Source organism: Aetokthonos hydrillicola CCALA 1050, from assembly GCF_017591665.1.
GTDB lineage: Bacteria > Cyanobacteriota > Cyanobacteriia > Cyanobacteriales > Nostocaceae > Aetokthonos > Aetokthonos hydrillicola.
Genome location: NZ_JAAKGC010000057.1, coordinates 445 through 14,792, shown reverse-complemented (window position 1 = coordinate 14,792; position 14,348 = coordinate 445). Strand labels below are relative to the sequence as shown.

Sequence of the window (14,348 nt, the reverse complement as noted above, 5' to 3'; positions counted from 1 at the left end):
ATTCAGAAGTCAGAATACAGGAGTCAGAATAAAGCTTATGTCACAAGCAAAAACTAAAAAAAAAAGGTAGCCCACTTCCTCCAAAACTGATCATCAGACTTGGCAAGTTTTTTTGGACGACTATGTGGCACCTGATGATGTCACGGCTTGCTCCTCGGAATAAATCAGGAGAATACATTCGTCCTAGCAGTGAGTTTCGGAACTTCGTTGGAAAAGAGGAAAATAACCCGTACCAACCGGTGGCGGGGCGCTATAGCCTTATTGTTGGACTGGGTTGCCCTTGGGCGCACAGAACTCTTGTTGTTAGAGCCCTGAAAGAATTAGAAGAAGCTATATCTGTGGTGATGGTGTCTCCTGATCCCATAGAAGGAGGTTGGGTATTCAACCAGGAACACGAGGGTTGCCGTACACTTGCTGAATTGTATGATTTGGTACAACCAGGCTATAGTGGACGCCGCACAGTTCCGGTGCTGTGGGATAACCAAACAAAGACAATAGTTAATAATGAGAGTTCAGAAATTATCGTCATGCTGAACTCAGAGTTTAACGACTTTGCTAAAAATTCCACACAAAATCTCTACCCAGAAGAATTGAAAGAGAAAATTAATTGGTGGAATGAGAAGATTTACACAAGCGTGAACAATGGTGTTTATCGCTGTGGTTTTGCCCAGACTCAAGAGGCGTACAATCAAGCTTGTGATGAATTGTTTGCTACTCTCGATGAGGTGGAAGCAGCACTAAACCACAGCCGTTATCTTTGTGGAGATACAGTCACATTAACAGACGTTCGTTTATTTACAACGTTATTCCGGTTTGATGCAGTGTATTATGGGCTGTTTAAGTGTAACCGCCGGAGGATTCAGGATTATCAGAATTTGAAAGTATACCTCCGCGACTTGTATCAGCTTAAAGGTGTTGCTGGAACTTGTGATATTGAAAGTGTCAAGCAGGAATATTACGGCAATTTATTCCCGCTAAATCCAAGTGGTATTATTCCCAGAGGTCCTGATATGACTTACCTTGAGGTGGGGAATAGGTAATAGGAAGAGTGATTTTTGTACAAAAGGTAGCGCCCCTACCTTGTACATGAAACTCTGATTTGTGGAAAAATCAAGTTAAATCAATAAGTATAAATTAATACCTCATTTTTTTGTTCAAAATCCCATTGCTCGTGGCTAAAGTTGAAAGATTTTCCTGAAATCTTCTTTGGGCAAGGGTTTTGTCCGTTGTATACCGGCTCAAGTCACGCTTAGTATTTTTGTCCTATTTAACAATAAACTATATTAAACCTACACCTACTTAAAAGCAAGATTTATGTTTAAACTACCAATTCCCTGTAGCGTTACTAATTCTATACGTAGCGCCCGAGTATTTAACTGCTTAAGAGTATCTATTATTTTGAAAAACTCACTGAATGTCTATGTATAAATAATTTAATTATTGTTGAAGAAGTAATGTCGACTCCCGAACAACGTAGAAGACTACGAGATGCCTTAATCAGCGCTTTTCCCGCAAGAGAATCACTAGAACAAATGTTACTTTATCAGCTGGGAAGAAATTTAAACCAAATTACAGGAAACAGCAACTTAGAAGACATCATCTTCCAACTAATACAAACAGCAGAAGCTGAGGGATGGATAGATCATCTAGTTGAGGGTGCGTATCGGAGCAACTCTGGAAATCGTGAGTTACGTATATTATGGGAAGAATGGCCGCGCCCAGTTCCTCCAGACAGAAATCCTATGCCATCAGTATCTCCCTATTCTAGGGAGTTGAAATCAGACCATAAATATCAAGGACAATTGGTTAGGATGGAAATACATTTTCCAGATTCTAACCATAAAGGAACACAATTAGTGGGGGTGGTCTTAAATATCTCATTTGGCGAAGTAGAAGAACCATATGAACCATGTATTGATGAAAACGAATCAGCTGTGGTAGAGCCTGAAAGATATCTTAGATTCGGTATTAAGTTTGGCACACTGTGTTTTGAATTGACAAATGGGTATATGCCATTAAATTTATGTAGACTTATTAACAACCAAGAATTTAATGGATTGGTAACATCAATGGGGACTAGGAGGAACCCTACTTGGCAGTTTAAGGTTAATAGTCAATCACAAGATGGGAACAGAGCAGTGTTGTCTGGCTCGCTTCATAATCAAGACCTAGGAAGCATCGAATTGCAAAGTATTTCTTGTCAAGTAGACGCTATTTTTCAGGTTAGTATTAACAGCAATAGTTTGGAAATAACTGCAGACAGCGGCTTGTGGAATGAAGGAACCAGCAACAGGATAAGAGCAACTCAACTTGCTTATTTTTTCAGAAATGTTTTAAAGCCTAAACTAGAAGATTATGTCAGCAGGGTAGTAGTGGAATATGTCCCAGTCAATAACTCCTAAAGAACTTGGTAGAATGTTTCAAGCAATTGAGAACGCGCCAACAGGAAAGCTATCAGAGCTAGCAAAGATTGCTGGACTTGATTTAGCTGAAGACTATATTGGTGCTGACTTAAGTGATGATGATATTAGTGGAGATAATCTGACTAATGCAAACTTTAGTCATGTAAACTTCAGTAACACTAATTTAAGCGATGCCAATTTAACTGGTGTCAATCTGAGCAATGCTAACCTAAGCGGTGCTAATTTAAGTAATGCTAACCTAAGCGGTGCTAATTTAAGTAATGCTAACTTACGTGGTTCAAAAATTAATGAGAGGACGGAGATTGATAGCAAATGGCATCTAGTCTGGAAGATTGTCAATCAGCAATTTATAGATATAGAGGAGGATTTAAGTAAAGCCGACTTAACGAGTGCGAACCTAAGCAGTGTTAACCTTAGCCGTGCTAACCTAATTGGTGCCAATCTCAGTGGTGCCAACTTAAGAAATACTACCCTTACTAATGCCAGACTTGTAGATGCTGACCTTAGCGCCGCCAACCTCAACGGAGTCTCTTTGTGGAATGGTAATCTGAGCAATGCCAAGTTATTAAATGCTGACCTTAGCGACGCCTACTTAAGCTGTTCCAACCTAAGCAATGCTGACTTGAGTGGTGCAATTCTTCAGAATGCTAATCTCAGTGGTGCTAACTTAAGGAATGCCAACTTGAGGGATGCTAACCTGAGCGGTGTTAATTTCAGGGGAGTTAGAATCAATGAAGCCACAGAATTGGATAGTAAATGGCATCTAGTCTGGAAAATTGTCAATCAGCCATTTGCATTTCGTTACCTCAAAGGTAGGAACTTGACAGATGCCAACCTAAGTTATGTTGACCTAAGCCATGCCAACCTAAGTTATGTTGACCTAAGCCATGCCAACCTAAGTTATGCTGACTTAAAGGGTGGTAATCTAAGGAGTGCTGACTTAAGGAGTGCTGACTTAAGGAGTGCTGATCTCAGGGGTGCCGATCTGAGAAATGTAATTCTTGACGAAAACACAAAGATAAACGCTAAATGGCTTACAGTTTGGAAGATTGTTAATCAGGGAGCTAGCGATCTCAACCTGAGATGGGCTGATTTAAAAGGTGCCTATTTGAGGGGTGCTGACTTAATGGGTGCCGATCTCAGAAGTGCTGATTTGAGGGGTGCTGACTTAATGGGTGCCGATCTCAGAAGTGCTGATTTGAGGGGTGCTGACCTTAGAGGTACTAACCTCAAAGGTATCAGCTTAAGATGTGCTGACTTAAGGAAGGCCACCCTAAATGATTCAAATCTGGAGTACGCTGACTTGAGAGATGCGATCCTGAGCGGCATCATCCTAAGCGGTGCTATAGTTACAAATGCTTTGCTTAGAGGAAGCACAGGTCTTACAAATGATGTGAAGCACAACCTAAAAAACAAAGGGGCAGTTTTTGGCGATTCTTTGCCATATATAAGGGTAGCATAGTTTTCGTAACAAGTTCTCTAAACTTGCCCCTGTCGGCTATTTCCTTTAAACATAAGGTAAAGTAATGACAAATTCGGTATATTTTCCGATTTCAGTATTAACTTTGATCTCGCCCTGATGAGCCTGTACAATAATATCGTGACAAATAGATAAACCCAATCCAGTTCCTTCACCGACAGGCTTAGTAGTGAAAAAAGGCTCGAAAATCTGATTCAGTACTTTTTGGGGAATACCTTCGCCGTTATCACGTATACGGATTTCTACTCTATCGCCTAAATCTTTAGTATTTACGAAAAGGGTAGGCAAAAACCTGTTTCCCTCGTTAAGCGTTTCTCGTTGCAAACGCATTCTCTTTTGATGGGCTGCATAGCAGGCGTTGTTAATTAAATTAATAAAAGCACGATTAAGACTATCGGCGATAATGTTTATTTCTCTAATGTGCGGATCAAAGTCCGTTTTTATGGTGATGTTGAACGAAGGAATTTTAGCGTGCATTCCATGAGACGCTAGATTAATAGATTCTGCTAGTAAAGTATTAATATTAGTGAGTCGCCGTTCGCCAGTTTGCCCACGGGAGTGCATTAGCATACCACGGACAATGTTATCAGCTCTTTTGCCATGTTCGTTGATTTTTTGAGCATTTTGGCTTATGTGACCAACAATTTCTTCGATCGATTCTACGCTTTCTGGATCTAATCTGTCTTTTTGGCTTTCAATTTCTTCCAGTAGTTCTTGGCTTAACTCTACAGAGAGTTCAGCAAAGTTATTAACAAAATTTAAGGGATTTTTGATCTCGTGAGCGATACCAGCCGTTAATCCTCCTAGAGAAGCCAGTTTCTCTTGGGCAATGATTTGGGCTTGAGTGGCTTTTAGCTTTTGTAGAAGATTTGCCAAGTCATTATTTTTATGTTGTAATTCCTGGGTTCTCGCCTCGACTTTTTGCTCTAGAGTCCGGCTATAGCCTTCTAGTTGTTCGTAGAGACGGCTATTTTCAATGGAAATAGCGGCTTGAGCAGAAAGGATTTTTAACACTTCGACGCGATCGCGCGTAAATGCTTTGGTTGTTAAATTATTTTCTAAATATAAAATGCCATTCAGTTTACCCTTATGAATTAAGGGAGTACAAAGAATTGATTTAGGTTGAGTGGCGATAATGTAGCGATCGCGGGTAAATTGTCCTTTATTGGTTGCATCATCTAAAACCACATTTTCTCGGGTATGAGCAACGTAGTTGACAATGGCGGCTGATAGAAGGGGTATTTGGCTTTTAGGATCTACAGCATCTATGGCAATGGGTTGTAGTGTAGTCGTAGCATCACAATCGACTGTTCCTTCAGCTTTAATCACCCAGTGATCTTCTTGCTCACCAGGCTGTTTTTGAGCATCTAGTATTAGATAGCCTTTTTGAGCACCTGCATTCTCAATCACTATATTCATCAATTTTTGCAATAAATTGTCTAGAACAATTTCCCCAGAAATTGCCTGAGAGCATTTCACTACGCTATTAAAATCTAAGGTAATGGACGCATTTTCACTGCTTGAAGAAGTAAGTGAAATACTATCAACATTACCGTTATCAGCTTTACTCAAAAACTCTGGGTATTGAGTTTCTAAGTGTTTTACTTTAGCTGAACAACCCCAAAGTTGATAAATATAGTGTGCATCTTGCAAGTAATGGCGAGCAATATGGTTTTGATTTCTCTCTAGATAAAACCTGGCTGCGAGTTCATTAGCGAGTGCTTCTTCGTTAAGGTATTCATTTTCATGTGCAAGAGCAATAGCTTGATCGTAATATTCTCTAGCTTTCATAGCTTTGCCTAACAAGCGTTCTCGTTCAGCCTCCACTAAATAATATTTGTGTAGATAATTCATCGGAGCATAGTAAGCCCATTTCCTCATTTTCTTTTGGTTATTTTTAACTTGCTTGAGAAGCTGTTTTTGTTCTACGTGGGAAACATTAGGAAAAACTGCTAGCCGAGTCAGGGAATCATAAAGATAGAATAGAGGAATTAGGAGTGAAGGTGTAACACCTGCTAAATACTTTTTAACCGTCGTGGCATTTTCGAGAGCTTGTGAAAAATTTTGAAATAGATAACAGAGAATCAGTTTGTGTAAATATACATTGGCAATGGCGGGAATATCATGAACTTCAAAATGTATTGGTAACATTCTTTCTTCATTGTATGATTCACCCATTAATCGACCCACGTCCTCACACTTTGATTTATCCATCAGTTGCAAAACTGTTTGTTGCAATATTTTTAAATAATTGAATACAGTTTTTTGTTTAAGTCTATTGATATCATGAATATACAAGCATATTTGTTGTTCAATATCTCTTAAATCCTTACCAACACAATATGCATTTAAACAGTGAAGAAATGCAGAGTAGCCTGCAAACTCTAAATCTCCATTTTCTCTGCCTGTTTTATAAGTTTCTGCTAGTGGATTTAATGTTATATTGGCATGTTCTTTCCAATGTTTTAAAAAACCATAAACCAGATGCATCGTCCTGTGTTTTTGTTTTTTAATATTAAATTTTTCTAAAACCTTTAAAGCAAGTTCACCAAATTGGTATCCTGAATTAACATCTCCCACAACTCCACATAAAATCATGCCGTAGGCACCATAGACACAAACAGAGTCGAGAGCATGACCATATTTAACTGAAAGTCTGATTTCTTCAAAGACGATTAAAGAATACAATTTTGGAACAGTTAAATAAGCGGCAACTCTTAACCTTGATAGTGTATCTATTGCTGCAAGTTTGTAAGGATTGGTCATTGCAGGTAAGTTAATTAAATCTTCAATTCGGTATCTCGCTAAAGATATTTTTGTCATTAACAAACTTAGCGAAATATCGAAGTGTGTCGAGTTCTGATGAAATTTTATTCCCAAAGATTTCATCACGGGAAGCAGATTCATTAAAGCTTGCAGAGGTTTATTCTGCGCCATATAAGACTGTATTTTTACCTGATAAACTTTCACTTTGTCTAACAGTGTTTTAGCTTTACACAGCACTACTTCAGCTAATTTATCCATTTCCTCAAAGTTAGTATTGAGATAAGCTACTTCTACAGCTTCCACGTAAAGCGCAAGCATCAAGTTATATTGTCTCTCCCAACAAGTTTCTTCTAATAAATTCCTGCCAATTTTCAAATATTCTAATGCTGGTTGATAAGCTGCTGTTCCTTTAGCTTTCTGAGCAGCTTTAAGATTAAGCAAAGCCAGTTCGTCCCGTTCAGGCTGGCTATTTATTAATTCCACGCCTAAATTTAATTGATTAACAATGTCAAATATGTTCTGTTCCTGTTGATTCTTTGGCGTAGTTTTCAATAGAAACTGGCCTATTTTTCTGTGTAGATAAATCCTATATTTTATCGAAATCAAAGAATAAGTTGCTTGCTGAATTCTGTCATGAGTAAACTTATATTCAGCCTTTATTTCCTCTCCCGGTTGTAGTTTATCTAATTGAATTGAGTTGTAAACATCGCTTAAAGGCATAATTAGACCTTCTGCGACTGCTTCACTTAAGCAATTGACTACGAGAGACAGTGATTTCTCACTAACAGTGGCTAGTGCCTGAACATCAAACCGATACCCTATACAAGCAGCATGTTGTAGTATATTTTGCGTATCACAAGATAACTTTTGAATCTTACTAATCATTAGTTCAACAACATTATCAGTAAAATTCCGTGCCCGTATTTGATCTAAGTTCCATTGCCATCTATCGTTAGAGTTCAACGCAGAAAAGTTAAAACATAATAACTTCTCTTGATAAAGAGATTGTAAAAATTCGTTGACGAAAAATGAATTGCCATTAGTTTTATAATGAATTAATTCGGACAATAGTTTTGCTTTTTCTAAAGAGCAATTTAATGCGTCCGCAACTAATTGATTAACATGATTCAATTTCAAAGGAAAAAGATGAATAAAATTTACAATTCCTCCATTGTTTTTGATTCTTTCTAAAGTTGGCAGGAGTAGATTTTCTCTACTAAGTTCGTTATTACGGTATGCGCCAATAAAAAATAAATATTGGCTCTCTTCTGTAGTCAATAGCAGTTCTATCAATTTTAAGGAATAATCATCTATCCACTGTAAATCATCTAGAAATATAACTAAGGGATGAGAACCTTGAGTAAAAACTCTGACAAATTCTTGAAATATTAAATTAAAACAATTTTGAAATTCTGTTGTTTGCGAGATTGGACTTGGAGCTTGTTTGTCGATAATTAATTCAACTTCAGGAATAACATCAATAATCACCTGACCGTTTGAACCCAATACCTCTAATAGTTTTTCTTTCCATTGACTGATTTGTGTTTCACTTTCAGTTAAAAGTTGCTTAATTAATTCTTGAAATGCTTGAATTAAGGCTGAATAAGGAATATTGCGATGAAGTTCGTCAACTTTACCAGAAATGAAATAACCTGGCTGTTGACTGAGATATTTATAAACTTCTCTAACTAACGCCGACTTTCCAACGCCCGTGTGTCCGGATATCAACATCATTTCACTTCTCGATGCTGCCGAGATACTTCCATGGCTAACTCGTTCAAACGCCTTGAGTAAAGTTTCAATTTCTCGCTCTCTACCATAGAGTTTTTGTAAAATTTGAAACTTACTGGAAATATCTTGGCAAGCAATAGTTAAGTTGGAAATTTTACCTGTTGCTTCTAGTTGTAATAAACTTTCTTCTAAATCGGCTTTAATTCCCCAAGCACTTTGATATCTATCATCAGCATTCTTAGCCAATAACTTAGTAACAATATTGGAAATAACTAGAGGAACATCTGGGTTGATTTCATGGGGCGGTATAGGTTGTTTAGCAATATGACAATGTACTAATTCTAAAAGATCTGTTGTTTCAAAAGGTAAATGATGGGTTAGTAGTTCATAAAAGGTCGCACCTAGAGAATAAAAATCAGTACGGTAATCTACTGAGCAGTTCATTCTACCAGTTAGTTCTGGCGACATATAGGCGGGAGTGCCTTCTAAAACGTTATGATTCTCAATCGTGGGATTTTCATGCGATACAACTGTAGCAATACCAAAGTCAATAAATTTGACTTGCTTGCTTTCCTGATTAAAAACAATATTCGATGGGTTAATATCTTTGTGGATAATTTGAGCAGCGTGAATTCTAGCTAAATTATCAGCTGTTTGTACTGCAATTAAAAGGAATTCTGCTAACGTTAATTTTCTAGTATTGATCAATTTTTTTAGAGATTCACCACCAAAATCCTCTAGCAGAATCACCAAAGTTCTATGATATTTGACTAAACTGTATGCACTCACTACAGCAGAAGTATTTAACGATCTGATTATTTCGAATTCCTGCTTGTATCTAGCCAGTTCTGCTGAAGTCGGGTATTCTTTTTTCAAGACTTTGAGAATAACAGGTTTATTGTCTTGAATTCTTATACCTCGATAAACTAAGGTACTGGCGCTTTCATAAATATTAGTGGTTACTTCAATGCCAGGAATCGTAATCATAGTCGGAGTTCTACCTGATATGATTGTGCGAGTCTTATCATGTCTTTGCGAGAAATCAAACCCTGTAATATTAAGTCAATTTGATTACTTATTATCTCAGTCCTACGGCTAATTTTTGCTCAAGGGCTTGTTTATATAGACTAAATATAACAGGGTAGCGGAAAAGAGAAATGCCTATTTAATCTCCTTTTTTGTTGTAATAGTTTTGTCTCTCTCAAAAGGTCGATAGACTTCAGTCTCAAACAAATCTTGGATTTCCTGAAACTGTGTCTTTACTAGGTCTTGATAATCTTGGTAAACAGAATAATTATAGCTCGATTTGTGCGCTGCAATCTTGGGTAACCAAGTTGTATGTAGTGTATAAGCAAATAAGAGTGAAGGATGACCAAGCTTACAAAGAGGTCCTTGAGCAAGATCTTTGCCATCAAAAATCCAGATTTCGCTTTTATCAGACAGAACCGTACACACTATATAACCATCTGTTGAACCACCGTCACCATCAGCACGGGGTACAAACTGAGGAGAACATATTATGTGACTGTCCCATTTTTTACGGTCTTTGGTAAGTACAGGAAACTCATAAGAGTCAGCAATCTCCATAGTTTTTGTATCTAGCCGTAGTAAACAAGATGGTCTGCTTTGTGGATCGTTGGAACTGTCAAGTAATTTTTCTGCTGGCACTACTCGGTATTTATAATCTTTGTACATATCAAAGACCATTTTTGTTAGTAGATCTTGCCAAAACCCTGAAGCTTGCCAATAAATATTCTCTACTTTTTTTGGAGGTTTACCTGTGGGTAAACTTTCACGGTAAGTATAAAGCCCTAATCCCCAAGTTTTTCTGGGGTTGAACACCACTTTAGATTCGAGAATTTCCCCGCTTTCGCCATCAATTAAGTAACTGCCTAAACGACTCACGTCGAACGCAGTCGTCAGCATACCCCATAGCTTCTTGCATGGTACACGCTTGGAGTTAGATGCTAAAGTGTCATACGAACGCACCCACTCATTCGCATCAGCACAGTTATGGTCTATATAAAGCTTAATTTTGTTGTCAGGATTCTCGTAATCTACTACAAAGTGGATACCTGCCTGCGGAATAACCAACTTACGCGCTACAACTCGAACTTCTTTTTCATCCAGTAGTGGTCTTTCACCAGGTTTCAGTTTCAAGTCTTTGCGGCGAACAATATAGACTATAGCATCAGGAAACACTGGACCTGTTAACACTTTTCGCAAGATTTTCTCTAACCACAAATATTTAGGAAAAGGATTGTTGAAAGCATCTTCTATTCCAACTCTGAAATCTGTGTCCATGAGAACCACATAGTCTTCCGTGACACCAATTTGATGTATAGATTGCTCAATCTTTACAGGTGTTCCATCCTCGAGTACTAACCGCCATCTCTCCAAGTCGCTTTCACCATCCCAACGAATGAGATAAACGAAATCGTCAAGTGCTGGACTGATGAGTTGAGAAATTAATGTGCGATATGAACGATGAATTTGATTAGACACTCGGGAAAAACTTTTGAAAACACTATCGATAAGATTGCTAATTTTTTCCTTAACTCTTTCTTCGTTCTTAATGAAAGGTATTGTATCTCCCCAACTCCGTAATGAGCGACCATAATTGACGGTAAAAACATCACCAGTGTAAGCATCAAAGGTAGGGTGCGCTGTACTGAGAACAGTCGGGAAAGGAAATTTTAACAAGGGAACTTGTGAAATCCACTCTTTGTTGTTTCCCAAAGGTCTCACAACTTCAAGAGTTTCCGTATCAATCTCGTAGGGGCGACCTGCGTCAAAAGTCGCTAGAAGCCTTACAGGATCAGGGTCTTCTTTAGTTGAAAAAGGTACAAAAGCAGTGTTTAACTGGTTGCGAGATCCTAATCGAGAGATTCTTGAGATACCCCAATTCTTAAATTGATACTTGCTATATCTGCTTTCAGGTTTTTTTATTGCTTCATTAACGTAATAACATTTTGTATCTTCATCAGCGTAATAACATTTTGAACTCTTTGTATTTTTATCAGCGTAATAACATGGTGTTTTGACAGTCTGAACTTCTCCCTGCTGCTGACTTTCTTGTTGTATTGCTTTGTCAACGTAATAACATGGTGTTTTGAGAATTTTTGTGTTTAGACGAACTTCTCCCTTCTGATCAAAGTCGAGTCGGTAAACCATACCATCGCTATTGAAGATTGGATCCCCGTTAGGATAAGGAAGACCACCAGAATCCACAGAACCTACTGGACCCATGATAAAAACATGACCGTGTAACCCCTGTGGTAACTCATTAGACGGCAATTTTGATTCCAGAATTTCCAGTTTGAGGTTAGAGAGTTCCTCCTGACTAGCGGTTGTGATACCGATAGGAACAGGAGGGAAACCTGTAAGGGGAAATTTTGGGTATACTTCTTCTTCAAAGAGTTTCTGAATCTCAGCAGGCTGTTGTTTAACCAGATCTTCGAGATCCTCACGTACAGAAATGTAATAGCTAGCTGTTCGGGGCTCAATTTTAGGTAACCAACAGGTGTGGGTGGTAAATCCAAAATCCATTTGTGGATGGCTTAATTGACAAAGCGGTCCACGCTCTAGATTTTCGGCGTCGAAAATCCAGATTTCTTGGCTGTTCTCAAACAGAACTGAACAGAAGATGTAACCGTCTGTTGAACTACCATTACTGTTAGTTCTTGGGACAAACTGTGGTGAGTTGCCAAAGTGACCTGGTGGAAACTGGTAAGAGTCAGCGATCGCCATTGAATCGAAAGAATCTGTTGCTAAGCGGAATATGTTAGAACGTCTACCTTCTTTTGTGATCTCTTGAACTGTTTGTGAAGATAAGTGCCGCGTTGGATAATCTTTATACATCTTAATACTGAAATCAGATACCAAATCTGCCCAGCATCCCCAACCATTCCAGTAAATGTTGTCAAATTTTTTCGAGGTTGCGTCTTTGTTGTAGGCATTGATTGCGATCGTCCAAGTTAAGTCGGAATCAGAAACAAGCTTCTTCTCAAATTTTCCTGTTTCTGCGTCAATTACATACCGCCCTAACGGGTGAATGTCTCCTGTACCAGATACCATTCCTACAGGATGATCACGATTGTCCTGAGACATCGACGTTTTGTCATCATCTGGTCGTAACCATTTTTGCGTGTCGTACTTTCGTAGCCATTCAGACACATCCCAAGCACCACTATGAGCAACATGAAGTGTGATTTGGTTTTGAGGATTGTCGTAGTCTGCTTCAAAGTGAACGACTGCTCCAGATATCTTGACCTGCTTCGCTACAACCTTGGATTCTCCAGCTTTGAGATGGGCACGAGGTATAATATATATGTAAGTATCAGAGGATGTTGGATAGTCTAGAAGATCTCTAATTAGGCGTCCCACTCTCCTATTCTTAAGAATTGGCCTAGTAACGAGTTGTTCTGGTCCAACTTTAAATCCTGTATCTATCAACACTACATAATCTTCCGTAACTGACATTTGATGTATGGTTTGCTGAATCTTAATCGGTGAACCGTCAGCAAGTGTCACCGACCACTTCTCGAAGTCACTTTTACCATCCCAGCGAATTAGCTCGACAAAATCATTATTATCCCTCATCAACCCTTGCAGCATTTTCCAGCCGTCGGTTGCTAGTTGTTTTAAGTCCTTAACCAGATCTGAAGCATTTTTTTTGTTGATGACTGCTTTAATCAGTTCTTTGAGTTTTTGCAAGTCTTGTCCCAGATCGTTTCTTATTTCTTTTATTATTTCTAAGCTTTTGAACCCTGGAGTTTTTTGTTGTAATTTCTTGGCGAAGTATTCAAAGATTGTTTTGGGAAGTTGTGATAATTTTTCTACTTCCGAGCGAACGATAGGTGATAAAGTCGTGGCCAATGACTTACCGTAATTAACGGTAAACATCTCATTAGTGTGGGCATCGAAGTAAGGATGCGCCGTATTCATCACCATTTTAAATGGAAGACCAAGCGTCAGTTGCTCACGCCACTCTTTGTTTGCGCCTATAGGCGTGACAACTTCTAAAGAATCTGTGTCTATTTCATAGGGACGACCTACATCACACGTAAGTATCAACCGTTCATTTTCACCTGCAAATTTCAACGGTACTATTGCTGTATTTGCCACGCTGCGAACACCTAGCCACGGAGAAAGACGTGCGACACCAAAATTATGGAATCCATAATCTTGATAATCGCTTCCAGATTTTTTTGTAGCTTCGTCAGCGTAGTAGCATGGAGTTTTGGCAATCTTGCTCTTTAACCACACCTCAGAAGGTTTGTTAAAGTCAAACCGATAAATCATTGCATTGCCATTGAACATTGGAGTCCCATCGCCAGATGGTTGGACAACTGGATCTTTATCGCGTGGAGAATCTATGTGTCCTACAGGAGCTAGCATAAATACATGACCAGATAAGTCATGTGGTAGTGTCCCCTTAACAACGTTCATCAGAGTTTCTGGTAGCTCTTGTTGGCTAACATTCAATACCGAGTTTGGGAAGGGTGATCCTTTGGCTTTGTCTTGTGATCTTGCGATTGTGTTGGTCATAGCACCTTAATCTTTAAAGCAATATAAAAGATTTATTGCAAACGCAGTGAGCCAGACTTTCTTGCCATCTTGTCGGTGGTCATATTAGCCTGACTATAACTATCTAGACTTTTAATAGGTGAAGAGCAACGAAACTTATGCAGTTTGGACGAAGAAAAAGCTTTTCAGATATTCCCTTGAGGGCTGTGAGATAATAGTTGTTGAACAATGTGCTTGATACTATTTATACGTAGTGCTTGATTGCAACATCACGCTTGATTTATAGCGCCCAACTTTCGCTTCAAAAAATTAAAGCACCACGCTAATGTACTCAAAACTAGCAATAAAGGTGTTAACCAATCACCCGACTGCGCGTATAAAGTCCGGGTTTGGCGTCGATAAATAGTTTCTGCATGAAC

At 38.6% G+C, this 14,348-nt stretch carries 5 protein-coding genes; 3 read left to right on the top strand and 2 right to left on the bottom strand.

The window, feature by feature from the left end; all coding sequences use genetic code 11:
* Window positions 1–134 precede the first annotated feature (134 nt).
* From G4P69_RS24030 to G4P69_RS24020, 3 genes are all read left to right on the top strand, one after another.
* The gene (locus tag G4P69_RS24030) at window positions 135–1,040 is read left to right on the top strand and encodes a glutathione S-transferase family protein (protein WP_243903039.1); all 906 of its coding nucleotides are present in this window, start codon (window positions 135–137) and stop codon (window positions 1,038–1,040) included.
* A 414-nt stretch (window positions 1,041–1,454) separates the two neighbouring features.
* The gene (locus tag G4P69_RS24025) at window positions 1,455–2,402 is read left to right on the top strand and encodes an effector-associated domain EAD1-containing protein (protein WP_208344239.1); all 948 of its coding nucleotides are present in this window, start codon (window positions 1,455–1,457) and stop codon (window positions 2,400–2,402) included.
* The gene (locus tag G4P69_RS24020; RefSeq protein WP_208344238.1) at window positions 2,380–3,885 is read left to right on the top strand and encodes a pentapeptide repeat-containing protein; all 1,506 of its coding nucleotides are present in this window, start codon (window positions 2,380–2,382) and stop codon (window positions 3,883–3,885) included. Before G4P69_RS24025 ends, G4P69_RS24020 begins: the two co-directional genes overlap by 23 nt.
* Window positions 3,886–3,930: 45 nt before the next feature.
* Here G4P69_RS24020 and G4P69_RS24015 read toward each other — a convergent pair whose 3' ends face one another.
* Together G4P69_RS24015 and G4P69_RS24010 are read right to left on the bottom strand one after the other, a co-directional pair.
* Window positions 3,931–9,387, bottom strand: coding sequence for a trifunctional serine/threonine-protein kinase/ATP-binding protein/sensor histidine kinase (locus G4P69_RS24015; protein WP_208344237.1), 5,457 nt, complete (start codon window positions 9,385–9,387; stop codon window positions 3,931–3,933).
* Between the two features lie 174 nt (window positions 9,388–9,561).
* The gene (locus G4P69_RS24010) at window positions 9,562–13,950 is read right to left on the bottom strand and encodes a carotenoid oxygenase family protein (RefSeq protein ID WP_208344236.1); all 4,389 of its coding nucleotides are present in this window, start codon (window positions 13,948–13,950) and stop codon (window positions 9,562–9,564) included.
* Between the last annotated feature and the right edge of the window lie 398 nt (window positions 13,951–14,348).

Coding starts and splice junctions, on each gene's coding strand:
- G4P69_RS24030 (WP_243903039.1), top strand. CDS start 135: ATGATGTCACGGCTTGCTCCTCGGAATAAATCAGGAGAATACATTCGT.
- G4P69_RS24010 (WP_208344236.1), bottom strand. CDS start 13,950: ATGACCAACACAATCGCAAGATCACAAGACAAAGCCAAAGGATCACCC.
- G4P69_RS24015 (WP_208344237.1), bottom strand. CDS start 9,387: ATGATTACGATTCCTGGCATTGAAGTAACCACTAATATTTATGAAAGC.
- G4P69_RS24020 (WP_208344238.1), top strand. CDS start 2,380: ATGTCCCAGTCAATAACTCCTAAAGAACTTGGTAGAATGTTTCAAGCA.
- G4P69_RS24025 (WP_208344239.1), top strand. CDS start 1,455: ATGTCGACTCCCGAACAACGTAGAAGACTACGAGATGCCTTAATCAGC.